Below are 26,631 nucleotides of genomic sequence, written 5' to 3' on the forward strand. Positions count from 1 at the left end.
CCGATTGGGTTAAGATTGTAGCAGAACGGTTATTTGGAGGAAATGAATGATTAAGATAATAGCAGATTCAACTTGTGATTTATCAAATGAAGTGCTTGAGATGCACGATATTAGCCTGGCTTCATTGACGATTAATATTGAGGGGAAAGTATATAGAGATAGAGTGGATATAGAACCTGATGAATATTACGGAATGTTGGAAGCGCTATCGGAGCACCCGACAACGGGGATGCCAAGTCCCACGGAGTATTTGAGTATCATTAAAGAGGCGATAGAAGCTGGTTATAGGGAAATACTATGTATCTGCATGTCTAGCGGGACCAGTGGTGCCTATCAATCCGGAGTGTTGGCCAAGGATTATTTCTATGAAGAGTATCCTGGTTCCTCTATCAAAATCCATGTAGTCGACTCGAAATGTATGAGTCATGGAAGCGGCTGGCTGATCATGAAAAGTGCCTTAATGAGAGAAAGAGGTGCTTCATTTGGAGAAATCGTGGAATTTATAGAGAAGTATAAAGTGAATGTAAAACATTTCCTTTCCGTTGATGACTTAAATCATTTAATAAAAAGCGGCAGAATCACAAATGCAACGGCTTTTTTGGGTAAGATTCTGAACCTTAAGCCAATTATGAGTATGAAGCAGGGAAAAGGGGCAATCGTAGGAAAGGAAAGAGGCCAGAAAAGAGTATTGAAGCACTATGTTCAGGAATTTGTGAACAGGTACGATAAAGACATAACGGAATTTGTCATCATCGGCTATACATCTGATATCAGTATTGCAGAGGAATTAAAGGTAAAGATGGAACAGGATACAGATTTTTCAGGCGACATTTACATCATGCAAATGGGAGTTTCCGTGGGCACACATGTTGGCTTGGGTGCCATTTCTATGTTTTTTGTAGAAAAGAGATAGATAGAATCAAAGGGAGGTCATGTTTCAATGAAGGTGATTACTCAGCCGGACATGTTGAAAACGGATGACTATTTGCCATCCTGTGGTGGAAAAGGGAATGACGTGTGGCGCATGATGACTGCTTCCATGACTGGGGAAACACAAATAGCTCAAGAGCTTTTAAAGCAAAATCCAACTCTCGTAAACTGCAGTTGGGCGTACTTTACACCGCTTCATTTTGCAGTGAGGGAGGGACATGAAGACATGGTGGAAGTTCTCCTCGGTTATGGAGCGGATGCAACTGCCATCTCAGGTATCAGCTGGCAGGATTCTCCGCTGCAGAAGGCGAAGGATCGCGGGTATGACTCCTTGGTGGAAATACTTGAACGTCACCTCGAGCAGAAACTTCAAAGCAATTCTTTCGGTGAAAGGATGGCTGTCCTAATGAAGGAACGAAATGAAAGTGCTCTGATTGGATGGCTAGAGGAGACCCCTTATGCCATCCATTCAAGTGACGGACGAGGAAATACAGCTATGCATTGGGCCGTTCTGACGAGGCAGCTCCGCATAATCGATTTTCTTATTGAAAAAGGTGCTGATCTCGATGCGACAAGAGCGGATGGCAGCAAGCCGGTCCACCTGGCATTGGAAGGGGACTATTTTTACCGTTCCGAAGAATCCACGAAAAATAAGTGGTTTCTTGTCGGCTATCTCATTTCAAAAGGCGCTACATACGACATTTTCATCGCTTCTGCCGTTGGGGATGAAGAATATGTACGGGAGCTGCTGTCCAATGATTCAATAAAGGTAAATGCCTTGGACTCATCTGGAAGATCGTCATTATATTATGCCGCGAAAAATGGAAATGAAAGCATCGTGCAGGCACTGCTCAAAAAAGGCGCAGATCCGAATCAGCCTGAAAAGGATGCACCAGGAGGAGCGGCCCTGCATGCAGCAGTCAGCGAAAAGCACCAGTCCATAGTGAAGATGCTTTTGGATCACGGAGCAGACCCGAACGCAGAGGTAGAGGCTTCAGGGAATGCTCTGTATTTTGCTACGAGAAATGGCCATCAAGAATTGGTGGATTTACTTTATGCTGCGGGAGGATCGTTATCTTTGTCCGCTGCTTGCACTTTGGGAAGAATGGATCTGGTCGGCGAGATATTAGCAGTGAGTCCATCCGAAGTAAATGCAGGGGATTTCGGTCCATTAACACAGGCTATCAGTGAGGGGCATGCAGATATTGTCCGTTTACTATTAAAAGTTGGAGTGGAATTGAATGATTCATGGTATACCAGCAATTATATGACATATGCGATACGTTTTTCCGACGAGGAAATAGTGAAAATGCTACTGGACAAAGGGGCTGATCCGAATCTATCAAATTGGCTAGGGGTCAGCTATTTGCATATCGCTGCCATGCTTGGAAAAGTGGGCATGGCCAAAATGCTGCTGGAGTATGGAGCAGATCTCGAGAAGACTGATGACGAATACGGTACCACACCACTTGGATGGGCAGCGAAATATGGCCAGGAGGATATGGTTCTCTTTCTTTTGAAGAATGGGGCCAAGCCTTCATCGAAAAGAGTTCAGGACTGGGCAAAGCCGATTGCATGGGCGGAGCGTAAAGGCTATGCTGCAATCTTGGAGAAGCTGAGATAAATATTAAATATGATAGAAGCAATCAGGAAAACCCCTGATTGCTTATTTTTTTACATATAATATAGATTCCCCGGCAACGATAAAAGGTAAATCTATACAATTTGGAGATGCCTATGCAAAGTTTAACGAAAATTCTCATACCTAGACAGCTTTTTACGCTCCTTATTTTATCCACGGGGCTGCTTAATCACGTCATTCTCATCCCGAATCTGCTTACGGCCTCAGGCAGGGATAGCTGGTTAAGTGTCCTTTTGTGTTATCCGGTAGCCTTATTCTTTTTATGGCTTATCCACTACATTGTCAAAAATTGTCCGGATGAGGGCTTTTTCAGCATGATCCAGAACCGGTTTGGCAAGGTTTTCTCCACCATTTTAGCCCTACCTGTGATTCTATTTTTATTTTGCAGCGCTTATATTACTTTCAAAGATCTTGTAATATGGCTGAATGCCTATTTTCTCGCGGATGCATCTGTATTAATGATCAATATCATGCTTATTATTGTCTGCTGTACTATCACATGGGCCGGAATAAAATCCATGGCCATATCGAGTGGCTTCCTTCTCCCGCTTGTCATGCTTTTTGGCATATTCATAGCCATTACAAACACCAACCTGAAGGATCCGCAACTTCTGTTTCCTTTACTTGCAGAGGGCTATGAGCCTGTCATAAAAGGTGGAATTTATACGCTATCAGGTCTGCTAGAAATATATCTTGTCATACTCCTGCAGCCCTTCTCTCAGGCACCGATCAAGTTCGGTCAACTGCTTCTGCTACTAACCATATTGATAGGCTTGATTCTCGGTCCTCTAACCGCCTCCATTATGGAATTCGGACCAACGGAAGCAGTCACCTTCCGCTATCCGGCCTATGAACAGTGGCGTGTCCTGAAAATTGGGGAATACATATCCCATCTTGATTTCTTTGCGTTATATCAGTGGCTGAGTGGGGCTGTCATCCGTATAGGTTTGTTCATGTATTTGCTTGGAACCTTTTTTACTAAGAAAAAAAATCATTACAGGCTGAATGCTAAGCTTGTCATTATCATGTATCTGCTGTTATTTACCGCAATGATGGTCGATGTGGAAACCTACTACTTTACTCAAGTAATTTATCACTTTTTTTTACCAGCATGCATGGCATTCTTATTAATTCAGATACTAATATCAGCGTTACTCATATTAGTAATCAAAAAAAGGGATGGAAAACATGGCAATGACACCAGGATCAACTCCACAGTGTGAGGAAAGTGTGGCAGAGAAAGCAGCGGGGCTTAGGGGGAAATTCTCGAAAAGTCAGGATATGGTCTGCAAGGAGCACGAAACGGTTACAGGCAGCTTTGGACTCATCTATCTGGAAACCTTAATTGATAGCAGTTTTATGAATCAATCTATCTTACCGAAACTTGGAGAAGTCCATGAAGGAACGATAGAGAAGAATATTAAGTCACTTTTTCAGGCAGAGGATGTTACCTGCAAGTCGATAGACGAGTTATCCCAGCTGCTTTTTGAAGGCAAAGTATTGTTTCTTATAGAAGAGAGGCTTTTTAGCATTCAAGCAGGAGATTTCCCGAAGCGCCAACCGGAGGAATCGGCACTGGAAACATCCATCAGAGGTCCCAAGGATGGGTTTGTAGAGGATATCAGAACGAATATCTCCTTGATCAGAAGAAGGCTTAATACGACTTCCCTTTGCCTTGAGAAGTTTACAATCGGAAAAAGAAGCAATACAAAAGTGGCCCTCATGTACCTGGATGATGTGATCGATCAAAGAGTCCTTGATGAAATACGTAAAAGACTGAATCAGGTAGATTTAGATCTTTTGATCAGTATTTATGAATTGGAATCCACTGTCCGGGATACGCCTTATTCTGTCTTTCCGACGATGGATTTTACCGGAAGGCCGGACTTTATCGTACAGGCTATGAATCAGGGCAGATTTGCCCTTCTTGTCGATGGCAATCCGACTGTCTCTTTTGCGCCGAGTAATTTGCTGTTACAGACCAAATCTCCTGAAGACTCGTATCTCAACTATGCCTATGTGTCAGTGGAGAGGATCATGAGAGTAATAGGGATTATCGTATCGGGCTTTTTGCCGAGCATCTGGATTGCGTTCTCCGCCTTTAATATTGAGCAGATTCCTTATCTCCTTGTGGCAACCATCTCTGTCTCCAGGTTTGGGCTGCCCTTATCCGCACCGATAGAAATGTTTATCATCCTTTTCCTTTTCGAGCTATTCAATGAAGCAGGAGTGCGGCTGCCGCGGGCAATTGGCCAAACGGTTGCCGTGCTCGGAGGCTTGATAGTGGGGGATGCTGCAATCAGGGCAGGCCTGACCTCACCAACTATGCTGGTCGTTGCGGCTATTACCTATATTTCCTCCTTCACCTTGGTGAATCAATCATTGAGTTCTGCCATCACCATCATAAGATTCGGCGCTATCATCCTTAGTACCTTCCTAGGATTGTTCGGCGTAATATTAGGCTTTATTTTAACAGTATTCTATTTTTCTACCCTAACGTCCTTTGGCGCACCATATTTCGGTTCTTTGGCTCCTATCAATTTGAAAGAGGCCATCAAAGCATTCCTTAGGGCGCCGACGCAATTCTATAAATCACGAACGACCTCCACAAGTCCAAATGATCCCACAAGGGGGGACCAATCATGATGGGCAAGGTGAAATTACTTATTCTTAGCTGCATCATATTTCTTACAGGATGTTCCGGGATAAAGAATATCCAGGATCTTACCTATATTGTGGCAATTGGGATAGATTATGATGAGGAAGAAAAAGAATATGTCGTCTATCTCCAAGGGTTGAATTTTGTCAATGTCGCCAAGCAGGAGGGGGCGAAAACGGTGGAGCACATACCAATTTTTATCGCGACAGCAAGAGGTGAAACCCTGAATATGGCAGTCAGCAAGCTCTACGGGAAATCCGAACCACCACTTTATTTCGGGCATATAAATACGTTGTTGTTAACCAACCGTCTCATTCAGAGCAAGTCCAACGAAATACTGGAGGAAGTGGGAAGAAACCGTTCCCTGCGGCCGACCATGAAAATATTTACAACAGAAGAGAAAATCGAGGATGTCTTTAATGTACCAGCTCTTTTCAACTATCCTGCCATTTACACGGTTCTATTTAAGGCAAAGATAGGGCAAATGGCAGAGAATGAATTAAAAGCTATTACCATGATGAATTTCCTGCGGGATTATTATGAACCGATGGGCACTGCAAAAATTCCTTCTGTAAAAATTGATGAAAGCAGTTGGAAGGCCGATCAGAACTATCCGGTATTGTATCTGAATGGTTTCTCCGCCTTTCAGCACCAGGAGTATAGAAGAGAAATACCTTCAGATCATGCCGTCACTATTAATTGGCTGACGGAAAAGGGGATATCTTTGGATCGGAGGGTGGAAAAGGAAGGAGAGTTGGTTGCAGCCGTCAAGCTTGGGGAGCCGAAAATGAAAATCAAGTATGATGAAACGGCGAAAAGGCCGAAATTTTCCATTGAGATTTCCGTCAGTGCCGATCTTTTGGAAAAACTGCAGAAAGATTTAACATTGAAAGCTTTAAAAAAGCAGATAGAAGAAGATATAAAAGCTAAAGTCGAAGCAATCTACTCGGAAGGGGTGGAAAATAAGCTGGATATACTGGATGCAGGGGAAAAATGGTTCCGAGAACATCCTAAGGATTTTCAAAAACTAAAAGAAGATAGCGCTTTTTATCTTAATCAAGATTCCCTGACAGAGGTGAAAGTCAGCGTGCAAATATTGCATTTCAATAGCTATAAATTCAAGCGTAGTTTAGATGGGGAATTTTGACACTGTGACAAAAAGGGGCCTGACCCTCAACGCTTTAAAGCGTTGAGGGTCAGGTCCCTTTATTAATCAAGCTTCTGCTTCTTTTCCTAGGTTTCCTTTATCCCTTTTCCAGAATATCTGCAGTGCCAACATGATGGCGAATGCAGCGAAGCCGATGATGTCGGTGTTGGATTCCGGATAAATCAGGAGTAGTCCTGTCAGGACGGTTAGAATTCTTTCAATCCAGTGCAGCTTACGGTACCAGAAGCCGATGAGGCCGGCACCGATGGAGATCATTCCGACAATGGAGGTGACAAGTATCCACGATACTTCCAAAATGGTCGTGTCGATCATCAACAGCTGTGGCTGGAAGACGAACATATATGGAATGATAAAAGCTGCAATGGCAAGCTTTGATGCATTGATTCCAGTTTTGATTGGATCTCCCTTGGAAATCCCTGTTGCAGCAAAAGCGGCCAAGGCAACAGGCGGGGTGATATCTGCAACGATTCCGAAGTAGAATACAAACATATGGGCAGCAAGAATCGGAATTGCCACTTCAAGCTGATCATTCAAGGCAATGATTGCAGGTAAAGCGATGGTTGATGTAATAATGTAGTTGGCTGTTGTCGGTGATCCCATACCAAGAATGATGGAAGCGATCATCGTGAAGAACAAAGTGAGCAATAGCTGAATGTTTGGCGTGGATGCAAGCGATCCTGCCAAATCAACCAGCGTGTTCCCCATCTTCAAGCCAAGTCCAGTCTTCGTTACAACACCTACGATGATACCGGCACAGGCTGTTGCAGCAGCAACCCCGAGTGCAGTTCGTGCCCCTGTAGTAAGGGCAAGCAAGAACTTTTCAAATGTGATTCTCGTATCTTTGCGAAATAAGCTTACAACGATGGTACTTAATATACCGATCAATGCCGTTCTTTCGATACTGAATCCTTGGAAAAGCAAAACAACGATAACAATAATCGGGATTAATAAATGGATTTTCTTTAACACGACACTCTTTTTCGGAATTTCTTCTTTTGGCAATCCCAATAAACCATTTTTCTTTGCTTCCAGATGCGTCATGATCCAGATACCGGAGAAGTAAAGAACGGCAGGAATGGTTGCTGCCTTTGCGATATCCCAATAAGCGACACCTGCAAACTCAATCATCAAGAAGGCAGCTGCACCCATGATAGGGGGCATGATCTGACCTCCTGTAGAAGCGGCTGCTTCTACAGCCCCGGCAAAGTTTCGGTGATATCCGAGCCTTTTCATCAGCGGGATGGTATAAGAGCCTGTTGTAACGGTATTGGCAACAGAGCTTCCCGAAATGGTACCTTGCAAGGCGCTGGAGAAAATGGCAACCTTTGCAGGTCCACCTGTTCGTTTTCCTGCAATGGCAATGGCAAGGTCATTGAAATAATTTCCGACTCCCGTTTGTACAAGAAATGCCCCAAATAATAGAAACAGGAAGATATAAGTGGAGGATACCTGTAGTGGTGTCCCTAAAATTCCTTCTGTTGTAAAGAACATGGATTGAATCAGTTGTTCAATGCTGAGTCCTCTATGGATAAGAATTCCCGGCATGTATGGACCAAACAATGCGTACACCATGAACACACCGGCTATGATGGTGATTGGAAGTCCGACGGCCCTTCTTGTCGCTTCAAGTACAAGAAGAATGGCAAGTCCGCCAATGACGGTCTGTTGAGTGTTGATTCCGCCGATCTGTTGAACCAATGTATCATAGAATACAGGCCAGTAACCGCACACAACAATGGTCAATCCAATCAGAATATAATCATACCAATCGACCTTCGTTTTCTTTAGTCCTTTTCTAGCAGGAAACAGGAGGAAGATGATAGTCAACGCAAAGCCCAGATGGACGGTACGTTGAATATAGGCCGTGAACTGACCGAATATCCCTGTATATAGCTGGAACAGAGAGAAGGCCAGCAACATGAAAAAGAGTACTTTAGCGGTATAACCCGTAAGGTCGCGGGTATTGGCCTCTGCATCATACTTTTTTAAGAGCTTTTCCTGTTCTTCTGCTGTCATCTCTAATTTGTCCTTTGTATCACTCATGAATTTTCATTCCTTTCAAATACTGCCATAGGGTCAGCTTTTCTACTTTTACTTTATACCAGTCCCCTGGGGTGAAGTATTCATTGAACCAAATCATTTTTTCTCCATCAATACCCCAGGCAAGACGGTTTTTTGAGACTGTTTTTCCATTCCTAATATTCAGGTAAGGGAAGACATTGCTCATATTCTTGATGTGGTATTTTCCATCTTCATACACAAATTCCTCGCCTTCCCCTGCATTGGAAGGCATCCCGATCCCAAATTCTTCATACACAATCTCTGTTTGAACAATCTGCAGGTCGTTCATCACCCGGTATTTCTCCACGACATCTGTCAGATGGATGGAGTGGGTGAAGATAAGCTGGAAGGTTTCCTCTTCCTCAATGGGAAGGAAAGCATGGATTTCCTCTGTGTTTTCAACGTGAAATACCAGCGCTGTGCGGAGAGGGAATAAAAATAGAAACAATAAGAGAACTGCTGTAAACGAGGAAATAATAAGTCCTATTGATTTTTTTGAGAGAAGTTTCATGGTAAAAACCACCTAATTTCTGTTAACAAAAAAGAAGGACCGACAGCAAAGTGAAATTGACAGTCGGCCGTTCCTTCATTTGTTTGTGGATCAGTCTAGTAATCCTTTTTCCTTGAAGTACTTTTTAGCACCAGGGTGGAAGTCGATTCCGATTCCGTCTGTTGCTGTCTCAAGTGTGATGAGTTTCCCTTTCGCGTGTGCAAGGCTTCCTGAATTTTCATAGATCGCCTTTGTAATATCATACACAAGATCCTCTGAAAGGCTATCAGTAACAGCTAGCATCGCAAGTACCGCAACTGTTGTTACGTCACTTTCCAGACCGTAAGTGCCTGCAGGGATCGTATCTGCTGCATAGTAAGGGTATTTTTCAATCAAAGCATCGATTTTGTCCTGTGCAACTGGCACAATCACGACATCAGCAGAAGCTGATAATCCTTCAACCGCTCCTGTTGGTGTACCAGAAGTGATGAAAGCCGCGTCGATGTTGCCATCCTGGATTCCTCCAGTGGATTCACCGAAGTCAAGGTTTTGTGCATCAATGTCGTCCATTGTCATACCGTGGATTTCAAGGATTTGTTCAGCATTCATGTAAGTACCTGAACCAGGAGCACCTACAGATACTTTCTTACCTTTAAGATCTTCCACACTTTTAATGCCGGATTTTGGAGTTGTAACGATTTGTACTGTTTCTGGATATAAAGAACCGATAGCCATTACATTTTTCACAGCTTTTCCTTCAAAAGCACCTTTACCTTCAATTGCATTCGCAATTACATCCGTTTGTACAAATGCAAGTTCCGCATCCCCTTTTGCAAGAGCAGCTGCGTTATCAGCAGATGCATTGGATGAAAGTGCGTCAGTTTGAATTCCTGTCTCATCTGTAATGATTTTAGCCATTTCGCCGCCAAGTGGATAATATGTACCAGATGTTCCACCAGTCAGCATGCTCATTAGTTTTGGATCACTTTTCTCGCCAGTGGATTCCCCATCGTTTCCGTTTCCACAAGCCGCCAAAAATAACGATAATACTAGAAACATAGCCATTACCAATAAACTACTTTTCTTCTTCATCAAACTCCCCCTAATTTAAAGTTACACCATTCATTTTACAATTATTACAGCCTGTTTTCAAACTATATGTCATATAACAGGAATGTTTCTGTAAAACCACTGCCAATTCTGTATATGAATAGAAAAAGTTTCACGTGAAACAACGAAGAAGGGGCCTGACCCTAAAGCAGCTTAAAGCGCTGAGGGTCAGGCCCCGTTATAGTCAACTTCCATGATACCAGCGATAAAATTCGCTGGCCTCTTCTTTGGATAGACCGTAAAGTTCACTGGTGTGCATCGGTTTTGCCCGGTTGATGAAGGAGAGGGAGGCTACGCTGAATTTCCGCTGGATCCAGGAGTGATGGACGGTGATCTGCTGGATCTGGGAGCGCTTGGTTACGAACGTTTCGTTTGTGAAGCCGCCTCGGCGAACCTGTACCGTGTTACCGTTTCTGATATAACTTGTGAAATAGTAGTCCAGTATTCTTGAAATGAACGATAGAAGGAAGACAACGGCTGCAATCCAGATCCATTCCCGTTTAAAGATGAACAGACCGCCAGCTACCAGTATCGTGAAGTAATAAGGTAATATCAGCTTCAGCCATAGCACCTTTATCGGAAACCGCTGCATGTTTTCCTCAATTGGATAGCCGGGAAGCAGAGTGTGCAAGAGCTCGTAGGCTTCGTGTTTCGGCATGAAAGGGTAGAGGGAGCTGGTGTCCTTCTCTTCGCCTTCAGCAGATCCGACACTGATCAGTTTGATGGAGGCAAGTCCAAGAAAACGCTTCAAGATCGATTGCTCCACGACCACTGCCTGCACTTTATGCTTCTGGATGGAGAAGCTTGAGGAGCTGCCCACCCCTTTTTCGATATAAATTCGTTCCTCATCATCGCTAATTTCATAGTTTCCATATTTGATTACCGTTTTAATGAAGCCGATGGCAACAGAAAGCAGCATGGCGATGACAAACAGTACGATAAGCATCCACCAATGGCCGATCAGGTATTCCACTGCGTTTTCGGCAGAATCCTCAATGTCAAAGATGTCTGCAAGATTGAAATAGATAGCCGAGAGCAACGGGAAGATAGCTAAAAAGCTCAGCGAAGTAAAAGATGCCTTAAAGAGATCTTTTCTTGTGGATCGAAAATGAACGGTCCGGCCCTTCTTTTCAAAATTCTCCCCGCCATCTGCCACCTTTGAAGATTCCTTCTCTTCTAGCAGGGACAAGATTCGGTCCTTCTCCAAATTTGTGATGACAGGGAACGTAATGGCTGCCTCATCCCCGCTGGTTCCCGTCTCAAGGGTAAGGGAGGTAAGGTTAAACCAGCGATGCACAAAAGTGGTTTTGGAATGGTGATTTTGAATGCGCTCCAGTGCAACAGTTCGTTGTTTTTTTACTAGTATTCCTTCCTTCACAACAATGGAGGATTCCTGCAATTCATAGCGATGCAGGAGCCATTTCAGAAGTACGGAAAAGATTGTTAGAATGGCAGCCGCAATGAAAAGATAGCGGCCCCAGACAATCCAGCTAGAGGTCGAATTCGCCTTAAGGATAAAGAGAAAGAAAATGGCGAAGACGGAATTTTTCAGTGCTGTTAACAGTTCCAATGCAATCCAGGCAGGATGATATCGTTTAACATCATGTGCGGCATTCATTCATTTACCCCTCCATCCACATCTGCCGTATCCTTGATTTTCGCATAGGTTGCAATCTGGGATTTTAGCTCCAGGGCCACCTCGTTTGGAATCGCAGGAAGGGTGTGGTTGGAAGTGGTGGTGCCGATTACGATATCGTATAATCCAAATTTCCTTAGGATGGGTCCTTGCTCGGTTCGGACGTATTCCACTTTCTCCATCGGGATCAGCGTATGATTTTCATTCCATTTCCCATTTTTGAGTTGCACAAACTCCTCATCAATTTTGTAGCGCCAATAGCGCTGCGTAAGAATGGGTTCGATGAGGATGGAATAGAAGGCAGAGAAGATCAAAAATCCACCAATAAAATAGAGCGTAATCTCCACCCAGCGGTACCAGTCGAATCTATCGGCACAAAATATAAGAATAGCTGTAATAAGCAAAGCAACGGCATGTCCGATTGTATTGCTGATCCGCCATACCGTGATGGCGTTCGTCGAAATTTTTTCTGTTGGTTCTTCAATATGTATGTACATTTTTTTTCCACCTTTCCATACTTCATTACGTATATCGGTAGAAATTGGTTTCAATTAAAAAGAAAAACTCCAGTTTGACCTGGAGCTTTAAGCCTTATCACAAGGCATCTCTTATTACTTTTTTATAATACATCACTGACAATAGTCCGAAAATGGAATAGAGTCCTGTGTAGATGACCATGACGATGATCATCGGGGTCCAGACTTCTTCTCCGAACAGGAACCATCCTGATTGGACGGCAAAATAGCTGTGAAGCAGGCCTATAAGCAGTGGTATGCCGAAATTGAACAGCTGTTTGGCCATTATCCCCCGAAGCAGATCACTTTGTGTGAATCCGAGCTTGCGAAGGATGGTGTAGTTCGGCTTTTCCTCTTCACTCTCATCCATCTGTTTAAAATATAGGATACAGCCTGATGTGATGAGGAAGGTAAGCCCCAGGAATCCTACGATGAACATCGCAAGGCCCATCATCTTCTTGGTGTCATTGCTCATATCGAGTCGTGAGTCGTGATCGTATTGTCCAGCCAATCCGGCTTCAGCAAAAAGGGTGTTCGCCTTCTCAAGTTTTTCTTTGTCCTTGATGTCAATCCCGATATAGAAGGAGGATTCCGGTTGAATCTCTGGATTCTTATCTTCTTTCAGTTGTTGGAATACCGTCTCATCGACAATTGCTACAGGAAGTCCGCCGTCTGTAAAGTACCAGGAGATGGGATATTCCCGTTCAAGCCCTACATATTTTTGTGGGATCGTCTTAGTTTTTCCCTTTAATTCAATGTTTCCTGAATCCTTTAAGGTCATGAATCTTTGCATCAGGTCATTATAACCGGTAAAAAGTGTTTCATTTGGCTTCAAGTCCCTTATTCCGACAGAAGTATCACTGACCGTAGGAAGACTGAAGGCCATCATATCAATATTAAGTTCCTCCAAATTGGTTTCCATGATGCTTTCAACGTCTATCAGAACCTGTACAACTTCAATTACTTCCTCCTGATAGGATATGTCATTCTCATCCAATAGGGATTTATACGTATCTGCCACCTCGGCATCTGTAAAAGAAAAATCGGCAGGCACGCGATTTGCTGCTGTCTTTTCCGCGGAATAGTAAGAAATATAGCTCAGGGACAAGAGTCCAATGGATAGCGCAGAAACGGTTGTGATGATGGTGAGCAAAAAGGAATTCGACTTCATCCGGAACATGATGGAGGAGAGGGAAAGGACCTCATTTATATTCAGGTAGCCGTTCTTTTGCTTACGGATCAAATGAAAGATGAATCGGACAGAGCCCTTGTAGAAGAGGTAGGTCCCTACAATGACAGAGCCAAGGATATAGAACATGGCAAAGAATAGTGCATTCGTTGTGACAAAATCACCATCAAAAAGTTTGGTGCTGATAAAATAGCCGGAAGCAATCAAGCCAATGCCTATTACGCCAATGATCACTTCGAGAACTGAAATCTTCTTGATCTGTTCCTCTGTTGAAGATAGGACGCGAAATAGGGAGAGGATAGTCTGCTTTTTAATAAAAAGAAAGTTCATCAGCATCAGGCACACATACAAAATACTGAAGACAACTACGGTCTGTGAAAGAGCCTGAGTCGAGAATTGAAGGGTAGCGATGGCATCGACTCCCGTAGACTTGAACAGAATCATGATAATCAGTTTGGAAAACGAAAAGCCGACCAATATTCCGATTACCAAGCTCCCAAAATACAAAATGAAATTTTCTGCGCTCAAAATCCGGAAAATCCGTCCTTTCGTCATGCCGATCAATTGAAGAAGTCCGATTTCCTTGCTGCGGCGCTTTATGAATATATTGTTTGCGTATAAAAGAAAGACTGAAACGATAACCACAAGTAAGATGGAAGCCGTCCTGATACCAGCTGCGCCTTTGATGGTTCCCTCAGCAGGATCCATCGACGGATCGTACTGCAGGGTAACAAAGGCAAAATACAACCCCACACTGAAAATCAATGCAAATACATACAAATAGTAGTTCCGAAGGTTTTTCTTCAAGTTCCGGAAAATCAGCTGATTAACGCTCATACTGCACCCCGCTCAAGACTCCCTGCGTTTTCAGGATATCCTGGAAGAAGTTCTGTCTTGTTTCGTCACCTTTGTTCAATTGTGTGTAGATGGCACCGTCCTTAATGAAGATGACACGGCTGCAGTAGCTTGCCGCTACCGGATCGTGGGTAACCATGACGATGGTCGCTTTTCTTTTCTGGTTCAGATCACTCAGTTTATTCAGGAGATCGGAGGCGGATTTGGAGTCAAGCGCCCCGGTAGGTTCATCTGCGAAGATGATGCTTGGCTCATGGATGAATGCCCGTGCTGCAGAGGTGCGCTGCTTTTGCCCTCCGGATATTTGATTGGGATATTTGTCTTTGATATCAAAGATCCCCAGTTCATCCGCCACTTTTTTAAAGGTCTCATCCGCTGCTCTCCTTGATATTTTCGAGATGGATAATGGCAGGAGGATATTCTCTTTCACAGTTAGTGTATCAAGGAGGTTATACTCCTGAAAGATGAAACCGAGATGATATTTACGGAATTCGGCAAGCTGCTTTTCTTTCATGGAGGTAATCTCTTTACCGTCAATCAGAATCGTTCCCTGACTCACTTTATCTATGGAAGAAAGCACGTTAAGAAGGGTCGTTTTCCCTGAACCAGACGCTCCCATGATGCTGACGAATTCCCCTTTCTCGATATCAAGCTCGATCCCTCTCAGCACTTCCTGCTTGTTGAATTTGTTTCCATAGCTTTTACGGATATTTTCTGCTTTTAATATGGTCATATCTGACACGCTCCTTTTCTGCTTTCATTATAAAAAAGGAGCGCCACTCCCATCGTTTGATTCGGCTTACAAAATGGAAGAAGCAAGTGACAATTTTGTCACTTGCTCATCACACGGACAAATTCATTCTTCTTCGGAAAGGTGAGGGTAAAGGTCGTACCTGTTCCAAGGGTTGATGTGACATCGATATGTATATGCAGCGTGTCTGCCGCTTTCCTTGCGAGATACAATCCCATACCGGTTGATGCATGGTCCTGATGGTCGGTGGTGGAGGTGAAGCCTTTATCAAAAATCCGGGGCAGATCTCGGAGCGCGATCCCGCGTCCATGATCTTTTACCCTCAGAACGGTCTGCCCCTCCGATAAAAAGCTGCTGATTTCAATTTCCGACTCCCTGCTGTATTTCACACTGTTGGTCAATAGCTGTCTCAGGATAAAGGAAAGCCATTTAGCATCGGTGAGCACTTCTTTGACCCCAAGCTGCAAATCGAATCCGATTCCTTTTTGGATGCACCATGATTGGAGAGTTTTTATCTCGGTATAGATAAGCTCCTCAAGATCTGTCTCTTCCATATAAAGATCTTTTTCGATAAAAGGAATGCGCTTCTGGTGGAGCTGCTGATCAAGGAGGAGGTGGATGCGAAGCCACTCATAGGTGAGGGACGCACGCTTTTTTTCATCCTCCATCCGGTCTACCATCAGCTTCATGGCGGTCAAGGGTGTCTTCACCTCATGGATCCATGCCAAAAGGTCATCCTTTTCCTTCTCAAGCAATTGCATATGTTGATGTGAATCCTGCTTCAGGTGTTCCGATTGACTTCTAAGACTCTCTGCAACCAGTTCTTCAAAAGGACTATCAGGCTTTGGCAAGGTAGAGAGGTCGAGATCCTTTTCACGTTCCTTCAGATGTCTATAGAATTCGGTTTCCTTTTTATATCGAAAGAATAAAAACACAAGGAAAAAACCGAATGACAAAAATAGAATATAAAGAACAGAGACCAACGGGATGGATGTGTCGATAAAGGCGACAAAGCTGATGAAAAGATGAAGAAAGGCAACTAGCATGATCCAGCTTAGACGCTCTCGGAGGAAGGAGACGATCATGGCGTATTGCCTTCCATAGCCATATAACCCTGTCCAACCTTTGTTTCAATGTTTCGCCCCAACCCCAGCTCCTCCAGCCGTTTTCGTAGGCGGTTGACATTGACGGTCAAAGTGTTGTCACTGACAAAACGCTTATCATCCCACAGCTTGTTCATCAGCTCATCCCGGCTGACAATTTTATTTTTCTGCTCGATCAGCAGCTTCAAAATGAAGATTTCGTTTTTGGTCAGTTCAATGGAACCCATCTCATTGGTGACGGTATTTTTTTCATAGTCGACAGCGGCCCCGCACCACGTCTTCAGATTGGTCAGTTCGGTGCTATAGTTATAGACTCTGCGCAGAATCGCCTGTATCTTGGCAATCAGCACGTCAAAATGGAAGGGCTTCTGGATATAGTCATCGGCACCGAACTGCATCGACATCACGACATCGGTGGGATGGTCACGGGAAGACAGAAAGATGATGGGAACATTGGAATGGCTCCGGATCATCCGGCACCAATGGAAGCCATCGTATTTAGGGAGCTGAATATCGATGATGACAAGATCAGGCTTTATTTCAACAAACTCCCCGAACACGTTGCTGAAATCCGTGACCCCGTGCACCTTATAGGACCATTGTGAGAGGCGCTCTTTGATTTCACCGAAAAGGCTTGTATCGTCCTCAATTAAAAATAGCTTAAACAATTTTCGCACCACACTTTTCCAATATGCTTTCCTTCATTGTAGCCGAAGATGCAGCAGAATTTCTATTTATTGGTTTCTTTTATTAACTCTGCATAGAACTTGATGCTATTCAAATAATTGTCGATGCTGACATGTTCATTGGTTCCATGCATGCGGTTCAGATCTTCCGCCGTAATCTGTACAGGCAGGAAGCGGTAGGTGTTGTTTGACACCATGTCGTAATGCTTGGCATCCGACCCTGCAACCATCAGATAGGGGGCGATGATGGCATTCCCATAGACATTCCGTGCTGCCTGCTGAATGGTGGAGAATTCCCAACCGTCCACAGAGGATACCTTGGTGGCCTCGCTGCCGCTGATGGACACCTTTACTTGCTTGTCATCAATTGTTTTCTCAATAAAGCTTTTCACTTCATCAAGCGAGTCGCCGGGCATCAGGCGAAGATTGATGACGGCAGATGCTTTTTCCGGCAGAACATTGGACTGCTCGCCTGCATGGAAAATTGTCGGGGCGATGGTGGTCCTGATCAAGGCTGCAGATGCAGGCTCCTGCAGAAGAATAAGTTCAATGACGGGCTTGAATATCGCCTTATTGGCAAACACATATTTCAAGCCTGGATTCATTTCAGGTGCTACAAATTCAAAAAGGTCCTCTCCCGGTCCTCTAAGCTCTGCATGGAATTGGGTATCCTCGAGCTTGGCAATGGCCTTGGCAATCCTTCCGATATTTGTTTGATTCTTTGGCTGGGAGGAGTGGCCGCCGCTGCCTTCAATGGTCAATTCCACTGTGGCCGAGCCTTTTTCCGAAATGCCTACAACCCCGACTGGCTGAGAAACACCTGGGACCATGCTTTCCACAATTGCACCGCCTTCGTCCATGACAAAATCGAATAGGATGCCACGTTCTTTTAACGTCTCTGCAATCGCCTTGGCTCCTTCTTCCCCGCCAATTTCCTCATCAAATCCAAACATGAAGTACATATCGCGTTTTGGCTTATAGCCTTCATTAATGAGGTATTCCACAGCCTCCATGATCCCGATGACGCCAATTTTATCATCTAGTGTTCCACGGCCCCAGATGGCATCATCTGTTACAGTTCCGCTGAAGGGCTCTTGTTCCCAATTTTCTTCTGTTCCATCAAGAACCGGAACGACATCGTAGTGGCTCGTTAAGCCAATCGGGTTCAAGGAGGAGTCGGAACCCTCCCATTTATAGAGAAGTGCATAATTATTAATCCGCTCTAATGCCAACTCATCATGGCTGGACGGATAGCTGGCTTGCAGAAATTCAATGAATCTATCAAACTCGCTAAAATCAAATTTTGTACGATCCTCATAGGAAATGGTTTGATAGGTGACTGCATCAGATAAATGTTGCAGGGCCTTTTCTTTGTCTATTAGCACAGCTGTCGGTTTGGCAGTTGGCTGTTTGGATTCCAGGGTCAGTGTCTGGAAGCCTGTTACTGCTCCAAACAACAAAAGCAGCCCACCGACCGTTCCCATTACCAGTTTTCTTTTTTTCATCTTTCATGCCCCCTTTTATACTATTTATAGTTCCATACATAGCGATAGATTCCCTCTCTCTATGAGAGTTATTGACAGAATTGCATAAATAACCAGAAAAATGTAAAAATTAATTGAAGCATAACTATTATTCTGCTAAACTAATTTAGAACTATTTTATCTTGCAAAGGGGAGGAATTTGATGAAATTCAAAAAAGTTGGTTCTGTAATTGTAAGCGTTCTATTGTCGAGCACCATACTGGTAGCCTGTGGGGGGAACGAAAGCTCTGGCAAGAATGAGGATGGCTTGAAGACAAACATTGTCACCATTGCAACGGGTGGTTCATCAGGCCCTTATAATATAATTGGGACAGCCCTTGCAAATGAATATTCCGATGAATTTGGTATCAACTCGAAATCACAGGCAACGGGTGCTTCTGTGGAAAACATCAACTTGATCAAAGAAGGAAAAATCGAAATGGCATTTGTCATGAGTGATGTACTGACAGAAGCGGTGAATGGTACAGGGAACTTCTCTGAAAAAGTGGAGAATGTGCAGCAGGTAGCCACTTTGTATCCTAACTATGTACAGATCGTCACAACGGAGGATTCCGGAATCGAAACAATTGAAGATCTGGTTGGAAAGCGTGTAGCTGTAGGAGACCAGAACTCAGGGGTGGAAGTGAACGCACGTAATCTCCTAGCGGGTCATGGTATTACATACGATGATATTCAAGTGGATTACCTCGGCTACGCAGAAGCGGCAGACGGATTGAAGTCTGGTGCAATCGATGCGGCATTTTTAACGAGTGGACTTCCAAATGCAAGCGTTCTGGAGCTTTCCAAAACGCTTGATATCAAAATGGTGTCTGTAGATCCGGCCAATATCGAAAAAATTGCAAAAGATCAGCCATATTTCGTTGCAATGGAAATTCCTGCTGATACTTATGGAAATGCTGAAGCTGTTCCGACTGCTGCCATCATGAACGCACTTGTTGTAAGCAGCGAGTTGAGTGAAGACGATGTGTACAAGCTGACAAAATCTTTCTTTGATAATCTGGAGACGCTTGGAAATGCTCATCAGGCAGCTACTGAAGTATCTTTAGAGAAGGCACAGGAAGGCATGGTGGCGCCTGTCCACCCAGGATCAAAGAAATATTACGATGAACAGTAAACGTTTCGTGATGGGGAGCACTGTATTACTTATAGTGCTCCTTGTTCTCCTTTTGGTAAAGGTACCTGTTTTGCAGGTTTCCTTTAAAGAGGATAGCTTTTTCCTGACGGAAGAAACATTTGAGCTTGGCTGGATTCATTCCGTCGAAAAAGAACCGTGGTTTGAAACCTATGAGAGAAGAGATGACAGTCTTTTTCTCCTCAGTACACGCTTTAAAACCTTCGGTGCAGGGACTCCATCGACTGGAGAAATCATTCCTTCCAAAGACGGCTTTGTCCATATGAAAATCAATCAGAAAATGGAAAACCTCCAATTGAGTGTATCCGAAAATGTGCAGACAACGCTCTATCTGGAAGGTCGTACCATCCCCTTGTATACATTCATAGAAGACTATGAAACTGTTGAAATCAAAGCTGAAAAAATACCACTATTGCAGTATCTAAGAGGTGAAAAGAAGTGACAGATTCAAAAAAACAGCACGACAGCATAGAAAAGGATGAAATTTCAGAAGACAAAAGAGCGGAAATACTGGAAAAATATGATGCCGAGTCAAAGGTGCGTCATTTTGCCAGTAAAAAAACCGTCCTTGTTGTTTCTGCCATTGCCATTCTCTATTCTCTTTTCCATTTATACGTTACCTTCAATCCAATACCTGCCCTTCAGCAGCGATCCATCCACGTTGCGGTTGGAATGGCGTTGATTTTCCTACTTTATCCTACAACCAAAAATCAGGACCGCAGCAAAATAGCCTGGTATGACTGGATATTATTTGTTCTTGCATTAGGTTCTGCAGGATATCTCATCATGGAGTACCAAGAGATTGTAACATCCCGTGGTGGTATTCCAAATACAATGGATATTGTGTTCGCAATCTTGACGGTTATCCTTGTACTAGAAGGGGCTCGCCGCGTAACCGGTATTATTCTGCCGATATTGGCGCTAGTGTTCCTTGCATATCCGTTCTTCAGCCATATGAGCTGGATGCCGATCAAGATGATGACACGCCCTTATGACTTGGGGGACATTTTTGGTCAGTTGTATCTGAAGACGGAAGGATTATACTCCACCGCCATCGGAGCTTCCGTCAACTTCATCTTTCTTTTCATTTTATTTGGAGCGTTTTTGGCACGATCAGGGATGGGTCAATTCTTCAATGACCTCGCCTTGGCACTTGCAGGTCATAAACAGGGTGGCCCTGCAAAAGTGGCAGTCATCTCCAGTGGCTTTATGGGAAGCATCAATGGAGCGGCAGTTGCGAACGTGGTTGGGACAGGAGCCTTTACCATTCCGTTGATGAAAAGAATTGGGTATTCCAAGAACTTCGCTGGAGCGGTCGAAGCGAGTGCCTCGGTAGGTGGACAGATCCTTCCGCCAATCATGGGGGCCAGCGCCTTCATCATGGCCGAAACCACCGGCGTCTCATACGGAACCATAGCCTTGGCCGCTTTGATACCGGCTGTGCTCTACTTTTTGGCTGTAATCATGCAGGTGCACTTCAGAGCCGGCCGAGAAAACCTGAAGGGCATTCCGAAAGCAGATCTGCCACGAGTAGGGGAGATCATGAAGGAACGCGGACATCTGCTTTTGCCTATCCTGTTCCTTGTTGTGCTGCTCTATCAAGGTGTTCCAATTGGCCATGCAGCATTTTATACCATCGTTTCCACGGTAGTAGTGGCGGCATTCAGAAAAACAACGCGCATGTCCTTCATGGATATTCTGCATGCATTAAATGATGGTGCGAGACAATCACTATCCGTCATGGTAGCCTGTGCGGTAGTCGGCATCATCATTGGGGTCGTCAGCTTGACAAGCTTTGGGAATGTCATGACATCCTCCATCGCAAGTCTAGGCGCAGGGTCCTTGTTCCTGACGCTGTTCTTTACGATGATTGCATCCATGATCCTGGGAATGGGACTTCCTTCCATCCCTGCCTATATCATCACGGCAACGATGGCAGCACCTGCCCTTGCAGAATTCGGGATTCCGATTCTGATTGCCCATATGTTCGTGTTCTACTTCGGAATTTTTGCCAATATCACGCCGCCGGTAGCTCTTGCCGCCTTTGCTGGAGCGGGTATATCAGGTGGAGATCCGATGCGCACCGGTTTTACAGCATTGAAATTATCGGCTGCCGGATTCCTGATACCGTATCTGTTCGTCTATAATCCAGCGATGCTGATGATTGATGCAACGGATGCTGCGGTCAATGCCAAGGAATTCCCGATGGCATCCGCACTGGATATCACGATGATCACCATTACAGCAGTTGTAGGAATCATTGCATTGAGCGCCTCCATTGAAGGATACTTCCGAACCAGCCTGAACGCACTGTTACGTATCGTGCTAGGGGCAGGGGCACTGATGATGATTATTCCGGAAACCTTTACGGATATTGCTGGAGTCATCATCGTCACATCCATTTTCATCCTTAATTTTATTCAAGAAAAGAAAGAACGGCCGAATAATATCAATATTGGTGTATAAGCAATAGCTCAAAAAGGCATGCCGAATGAGAGTGGCATGCCTTTTTATGATTAATAGAGGAGAGTAGCAAGCTATGAATATTCCAGAATGGTTTCAGAAGAAAATCGTGGATGTTTTTGGGGAAGCTGGAAAGGTTTGGCTGACCAATGTGGCGTCGACTATACAGTCCTGTGAAAAAGAATGGAAGTTGCAGATAGAAGGTCCTGTATCAAACCTATCCTACAATTATGTACTGCATGCCAAGGAGGAACATGGTACACCTGTGATGCTGAAGCTTGGCGTGCCTTCATTTGATTTTACGAATGAGATTCGCACACTTAATGTCTATGGAGGAAAGGGCTGTGCCAGGTTGTTGAAAGCGAAAGAGGAACGTGGTGCCATGCTGCTCGAGAAGCTTGTGCCAGGGACGATGCTGTCTGAGGAAAAGGAGGAAAAGCTGGCCGTTCTTCAGTTTATCGGGGTGTGGAAGGCGATCCGCAGACCGGTTCCTGCTAAATGCCAAAGTCCAACCATCCTTGACTGGGCATCAGGCCTTGGCCGCTATAACAACTTGCATGAAAAAGGTGATGGCCCCATTGAAAAGAGTTACATAGAGATTGCGCAAAAGTATTTTGCAGAATTGACCGAAACCACAGAAGGGATGGAACTGCTGCATGGCGACCTTCACCATGAAAACATCTTATATGACGATAAAAAAGGCTGGCTTGCCATCGACCCGAAAGGAGTGGTAGGGGATCCTTATTTTGACCTTATTTCCTTCATGACCAATCATCTACTCAACAAGGAGAATCCGAAAGAGCTTCTTGAACTGCGTGTAAAGTGGATAGCGGAAGGTCTTTCGCTTGATCGCGAACGTCTATTGAAAGCCGCTATTTCCATGTCGATTCTTTCTGCTTGCTGGGGGTTAGAGGACCAGGCAGAATGGGAAGAGTCGTATACATGTGCAAAGTGGTTTATGGAATTCATGACAGAATAATAGTTTGCAATAGAGGGGGATGACATTTCAAGAGTGTTATCCTCCTATTATTTTTAGTTTACAAAAAAGTGTTGACTTGAGAATGATAATCATTACAATAGTAAATGAGACTGATTATCAATTTTACATACATAAGGGGTGCTTTTGGTGAAAAAAGTGAATATCATCATGAGTTTAATGCTTGCATTAGTATTGGCTCTGACCGGTTGCGTAAGCAGCACAAATAATAATGGCAATACTTCTTCCGAAAACAATAATGGTTCGGGTGAAGAAGCGAACAAGGAACAAGAATCCGGGGAAGTAAATGTATATACAAGCCGCCACTATGAAGCGGATCAAGAATTGTACAAAATGTTTGAAGAAGAAACAGGCATTAAGGTGAACGTTGTAGAAGGTAAAGGCGAAGAATTGATGGAGCGTCTAAGCATCGAAGGCGAAGCGACAGAAGCGGATGTCTACATCACAGCGGATGCAGGTAATCTGTATCAAGCCAAGGACCGTGAATTATTCCAAGCCGTGGAAAGTGAGGTTCTGGAAAAGAATATCCCGGAAAAACTGCGTGATAAAGATAACCAATGGTTTGGTCTTACAAAGCGTGCACGTATTATTGTGTATGCAAAGGACCGAGTGAAGCCTGAAGAGCTTTCCACCTATGAAGCTTTAACAGAATCTGAGTGGCAAGACCGTGTAGTAGTAAGAGGATCTGATAATATGTACAACATTTCTTTGGTTGCATCCTTCATTGATGTAATGGGTGAGGAAAAAGCAAAGGAATGGGCGCAAGGAATTGTGAAAAATATGGCACGTGATCCGCAAGGCGGAGACCGCGATCAGGCTAAAGCTGTGGTTGCTGGTGAAGCAGATGTAGCAATCATGAACACATACTATCTTGGTGTAATGTTGAACTCGGAAGATCCTGAAGAAGTGAAGGTTGCAGAAAACGTAGGAGTGTTCTTCCCGAACCAGGATACGACTGGTACACATGTTAACATCAGTGGAGCGGCTGTGACAAAGCATGCGAAAAACAAAGATAATGCAGTAAAATTCATCGAGTTCCTATCTGATAAAAAAGCGCAAGGTAAATTTGCGGAAGCAAACTATGAATACCCTGCAAATCCTGAAGTGGAGCCTGCAGAGCTACTAAAGTCTTGGGGCGAATTCAAAGAGCAGGATGTAAACCTGACTGTTTATGGTGAAAACCAACAGGCTGCTATCAAGATTTTCAATGAAGTAGGCTGGAAATAATACAATAATGTGAAGAACCGGTTCCTTTTTGAGTGAATCGGTTCTTTTCTTTCGTTTGTTCGTTCCATTTGAGAATGATTTTCGTTATAATTTACATTGGATGAATAAAGTATTTACAACAGCGTTGTCGTCTAAAGGAAGTGTCACAGTGAGTAAGTTCCATTGGTCAAGGGTGAAACATAAAGGCTGGGCCATTCTAAGTCTGCTTTTTATCGCTATCATTCTCATTCCCAACATTTTAATAGCAGTCGAATTTTTTACAGAGCCTAATGAAAACTGGCTACATATAAAAGAATATTTATTAAGGGACTATCTTGAAAACTCCGTTCTGATTATTTTGTTTACCGCTTTGGCTACCATGCTGATCGGTACGAGCCTGGCATGGCTGATAACAATCTATCAGTTTCCCTTGCGGAACTTCCTGAAATGGAGCCTGATACTGCCCCTGGCGATACCGCCATATATCGCCGCGTACACCTATCACGGCATCATCAATTACACAGGAGTGATTCAGTCCACCTTGCGAAACGATTTCGATATGCAGGTGAACCAAGCCTATTTTAATATGATGAGCATTCCTGGTGCTATCTTTGTCTTTACTGTTACGCTATTCCCTTATGTGTATTCCATAACAAGAAGCTATTTTCAGAGCCTTTCCGCTTCAGTTATCGAAAACGCCAGGCTTTTGGGAAGCAACAGCTTTCAGACATTCTTCCGCGTGGCACTCCCCATTTCGCGCGGTGCGATCGTCGGGAGTGTGACGCTTGTCATTCTCGAAGTGCTCAATGATTATGGTGTAACAAGCTATTTCGGGATTCAGACTGTCAGCACAGCTATCTTCCGTACCTGGTATGGCATGATGGATCTTGATTCCGCCCTGAAGCTTGCCGGGACATTGATGATCATGGTGATGGTGATCCTTTCCATGGAGCGCCTGTTAAGAGGGCGGAAGAAATTCTTTGATCCTTCTTCAAAGGTGCGGCCGATTGAGCCTAAGCACTTGACGGGAGTAAAGGGCTGGCTGGTTTTTGCCTATTGCTTCGGCATTTTTGCCATCGCTTTCATCATTCCGTTGCTTCAGCTTTTAGCATGGGCGACCATGACATTTGAAACAGTCTTCAAGCCTGAATTCCTGGAGCTTGCAAAGAACTCCATTTTTGTTGCAGGTATTGCAGCGACGATCATCCTTGTCATTGCACTGATCATTTCCAATTACACGAGGCTGCAGCAAGGGGTGGTCCCGAAAATCTTCTCCAGGGTTACGACACTTGGGTATTCGATACCAGGAGCGGCCATCGCCATAGCAGTCATCACCATCTTTATGATGCTCGACCAGCAGATTGTCTCCTTTTTGGCCATGTTCAAGCTGAAGCCTGAATTTGTGCTTCGGACCACGCTTTCGATGCTGGTCTTTGCCTACGTAATCCGCTTTTTGGCAATCGGCTTCAATGCGATTGAGTCCGGCTTTGAAAAGACAGGGAATCGTTTTACTGAAGCTTCCCGTACTTTGGGGGCATCGACGCTCAGAACCTTTTTTACAGTAGATCTTCCATTATTGAAAGGTGCGATTGTCAGCGGGTTCATTCTCGTTTTCATCGATATCATGAAAGAACTGCCGCTTACTTTGTTCCTGCAGCCGTTCAACTTTTCGACATTGGCAACACAGGCATTCAAATATGCGAATGATGAGAGGGTGCAGGAAGCGTCCATCGCGTCTTTGCTTATCATCTTTATCAGCGCATTAAGCATCTTTGTCTTTTATCGAATACTGGATAAGGAGGGGAAATAATGTTTGTTCAGATTCAAGATTTAAAGTTCCGATATAAAAATGCACAAAATCATACATTGCGGGATATTCAGGTGGATATCGAAAAAGGGGAAATCATTTCGATACTTGGGAGAAGCGGAAGCGGAAAAAGTACGCTGCTCCGCCTGATTGCAGGTCTTGAAACTCCCCAGGGAGGGGTTATGAGAATCGACGGGGAATGCATGTTTGATGATAATACCCTTCGATCGCCTGAAAAGAGGGGAATTGGTGTCGTGTTCCAGGATTATGCCCTTTTTCCACATATGACGGTTGCACAGAACATCAAATTCGGCTTGCGTAAAATGAACCGGAAACAGAAGCAGGAGCGCCTCGGGGAAATGCTCGCCCTGATCAACCTATCCGATTATGGCCATCGCTATCCGTATGAGCTAAGTGGAGGTCAGCAGCAGCGGGTTGCTTTGGCGCGTGCCCTCGCACCTTCACCATCTTTGTTGCTTTTAGATGAACCGTTCAGCAACCTGGACGTACACTTGCAGGAGAAAATCCGTGAAGAACTGAAAGACATCCTAAAGAAAACAGGCATCACCTCCATCCTGGTCACGCATGACTTTGAAGATGCAAAAGCTATTGCCGATCGCGTACTATTTATAGAAGAAGGCCAACTTGTGAAAAAGCCATGTGAATTGGTGATGAGTTGACATAATA

General features: G+C 44.3%; 22 protein-coding genes. 12 read left to right on the plus strand and 10 right to left on the minus strand.

Features of this window, described 5'->3' with window-relative positions; all coding sequences use genetic code 11:
- Positions 1–46 precede the first annotated feature (46 nt).
- The 5 genes from ABN702_RS20660 to ABN702_RS20680 all read left to right on the plus strand — a co-directional run bounded on the left by ABN702_RS20660 (position 47) and on the right by ABN702_RS20680 (position 6,378).
- Positions 47–913: a DegV family protein gene (locus ABN702_RS20660; protein WP_417898481.1), complete on the plus strand. Its 867-nt coding sequence runs from the start codon at positions 47–49 to the stop codon at positions 911–913.
- 27 nt (positions 914–940) lie between these two features.
- Complete coding sequence (locus tag ABN702_RS20665; protein WP_417898482.1) at positions 941–2,554, plus strand: ankyrin repeat domain-containing protein; 1,614 nt, start codon at positions 941–943, stop codon at positions 2,552–2,554.
- Positions 2,555–2,667: 113 nt separating this feature from the next.
- Positions 2,668–3,795 carry a GerAB/ArcD/ProY family transporter gene (locus tag ABN702_RS20670; RefSeq protein WP_417898483.1) on the plus strand — a complete coding sequence of 376 codons (1,128 nt, stop codon included), beginning with the start codon at positions 2,668–2,670 and terminating at the stop codon, positions 3,793–3,795.
- On the plus strand, positions 3,761–5,218 hold the full coding sequence (locus ABN702_RS20675) for a spore germination protein (protein WP_417898484.1): 1,458 nt from the start codon (positions 3,761–3,763) through the stop codon (positions 5,216–5,218). Before ABN702_RS20670 ends, ABN702_RS20675 begins: the two co-directional genes overlap by 35 nt.
- Complete coding sequence (locus ABN702_RS20680) at positions 5,215–6,378, plus strand: Ger(x)C family spore germination protein (protein ID WP_417898485.1); 1,164 nt, start codon at positions 5,215–5,217, stop codon at positions 6,376–6,378. The genes ABN702_RS20675 and ABN702_RS20680 overlap by 4 nt, the downstream gene beginning before the upstream one ends.
- Before the next feature lie 66 nt (positions 6,379–6,444).
- Here ABN702_RS20680 and ABN702_RS20685 read toward each other — a convergent pair whose 3' ends face one another.
- The 10 genes from ABN702_RS20685 to ABN702_RS20730 all read right to left on the minus strand — a co-directional run bounded on the left by ABN702_RS20685 (position 6,445) and on the right by ABN702_RS20730 (position 18,300).
- Positions 6,445–8,442, minus strand: a complete 1,998-nt coding sequence (locus tag ABN702_RS20685) for a TRAP transporter permease (protein ID WP_417898486.1) — start codon at positions 8,440–8,442, stop codon at positions 6,445–6,447.
- Positions 8,435–8,971 carry a DUF1850 domain-containing protein gene (locus ABN702_RS20690; RefSeq protein ID WP_417898487.1) on the minus strand — a complete coding sequence of 179 codons (537 nt, stop codon included), beginning with the start codon at positions 8,969–8,971 and terminating at the stop codon, positions 8,435–8,437. Before ABN702_RS20690 ends, ABN702_RS20685 begins: the two co-directional genes overlap by 8 nt.
- Before the next feature lie 90 nt (positions 8,972–9,061).
- Positions 9,062–10,042 (minus strand): TAXI family TRAP transporter solute-binding subunit, encoded by a 981-nt coding sequence (locus tag ABN702_RS20695; RefSeq protein WP_417898488.1) that lies wholly within the window; start codon positions 10,040–10,042, stop codon positions 9,062–9,064.
- A gap of 202 nt (positions 10,043–10,244) precedes the next feature.
- Positions 10,245–11,678 carry a PH domain-containing protein gene (locus ABN702_RS20700; RefSeq protein WP_417898489.1) on the minus strand — a complete coding sequence of 478 codons (1,434 nt, stop codon included), beginning with the start codon at positions 11,676–11,678 and terminating at the stop codon, positions 10,245–10,247.
- Positions 11,675–12,193 (minus strand): PH domain-containing protein, encoded by a 519-nt coding sequence (locus ABN702_RS20705; RefSeq protein ID WP_417898490.1) that lies wholly within the window; start codon positions 12,191–12,193, stop codon positions 11,675–11,677. Before ABN702_RS20705 ends, ABN702_RS20700 begins: the two co-directional genes overlap by 4 nt.
- Before the next feature lie 97 nt (positions 12,194–12,290).
- Positions 12,291–14,237, minus strand: a complete 1,947-nt coding sequence (locus ABN702_RS20710) for an ABC transporter permease (protein ID WP_417898491.1) — start codon at positions 14,235–14,237, stop codon at positions 12,291–12,293.
- On the minus strand, positions 14,227–14,988 hold the full coding sequence (locus ABN702_RS20715) for an ABC transporter ATP-binding protein (protein WP_417898492.1): 762 nt from the start codon (positions 14,986–14,988) through the stop codon (positions 14,227–14,229). The genes ABN702_RS20710 and ABN702_RS20715 overlap by 11 nt, the downstream gene beginning before the upstream one ends.
- A 98-nt stretch (positions 14,989–15,086) precedes the next feature.
- The gene (locus ABN702_RS20720; protein WP_417898493.1) at positions 15,087–16,091 is read right to left on the minus strand and encodes a sensor histidine kinase; all 1,005 of its coding nucleotides are present in this window, start codon (positions 16,089–16,091) and stop codon (positions 15,087–15,089) included.
- Entirely contained in the window at positions 16,088–16,777 is a 690-nt protein-coding gene (locus tag ABN702_RS20725) for a response regulator (RefSeq protein WP_417898494.1), read from the minus strand. Before ABN702_RS20725 ends, ABN702_RS20720 begins: the two co-directional genes overlap by 4 nt.
- 62 nt (positions 16,778–16,839) lie before the next feature.
- Entirely contained in the window at positions 16,840–18,300 is a 1,461-nt protein-coding gene (locus ABN702_RS20730) for a M20 family peptidase (protein WP_417898495.1), read from the minus strand.
- Positions 18,301–18,481: 181 nt separating this feature from the next.
- On the opposite strand from ABN702_RS20730, the gene ABN702_RS20735 reads away from it, so the two are divergent.
- From ABN702_RS20735 to ABN702_RS20765, 7 genes are all read left to right on the plus strand, one after another.
- Entirely contained in the window at positions 18,482–19,453 is a 972-nt protein-coding gene (locus ABN702_RS20735; RefSeq protein ID WP_417898496.1) for a TAXI family TRAP transporter solute-binding subunit, read from the plus strand.
- Complete coding sequence (locus ABN702_RS20740; protein WP_417898497.1) at positions 19,443–19,913, plus strand: DUF1850 domain-containing protein; 471 nt, start codon at positions 19,443–19,445, stop codon at positions 19,911–19,913. Before ABN702_RS20735 ends, ABN702_RS20740 begins: the two co-directional genes overlap by 11 nt.
- Complete coding sequence (locus tag ABN702_RS20745; protein ID WP_417898498.1) at positions 19,910–21,937, plus strand: TRAP transporter permease; 2,028 nt, start codon at positions 19,910–19,912, stop codon at positions 21,935–21,937. The genes ABN702_RS20740 and ABN702_RS20745 overlap by 4 nt, the downstream gene beginning before the upstream one ends.
- Before the next feature lie 73 nt (positions 21,938–22,010).
- Positions 22,011–22,913, plus strand: coding sequence for an aminoglycoside phosphotransferase family protein (locus tag ABN702_RS20750; protein ID WP_417898499.1), 903 nt, complete (start codon positions 22,011–22,013; stop codon positions 22,911–22,913).
- Positions 22,914–23,060: 147 nt separating this feature from the next.
- Positions 23,061–24,158 (plus strand): Fe(3+) ABC transporter substrate-binding protein, encoded by a 1,098-nt coding sequence (locus ABN702_RS20755; RefSeq protein WP_417898500.1) that lies wholly within the window; start codon positions 23,061–23,063, stop codon positions 24,156–24,158.
- Positions 24,159–24,306: 148 nt separating this feature from the next.
- Positions 24,307–25,947: an ABC transporter permease gene (locus ABN702_RS20760; RefSeq protein ID WP_417898501.1), complete on the plus strand. Its 1,641-nt coding sequence runs from the start codon at positions 24,307–24,309 to the stop codon at positions 25,945–25,947.
- Positions 25,947–26,624 (plus strand): ABC transporter ATP-binding protein, encoded by a 678-nt coding sequence (locus tag ABN702_RS20765; RefSeq protein ID WP_417898502.1) that lies wholly within the window; start codon positions 25,947–25,949, stop codon positions 26,622–26,624. Before ABN702_RS20760 ends, ABN702_RS20765 begins: the two co-directional genes overlap by 1 nt.
- Positions 26,625–26,631 lie beyond the last annotated feature (7 nt).

It is taken from the genome of Bacillus haimaensis, from assembly GCF_048270625.1.
Classification (GTDB): Bacteria; Bacillota; Bacilli; order Bacillales; family Bacillaceae_I; genus Sutcliffiella_A; species Sutcliffiella_A haimaensis.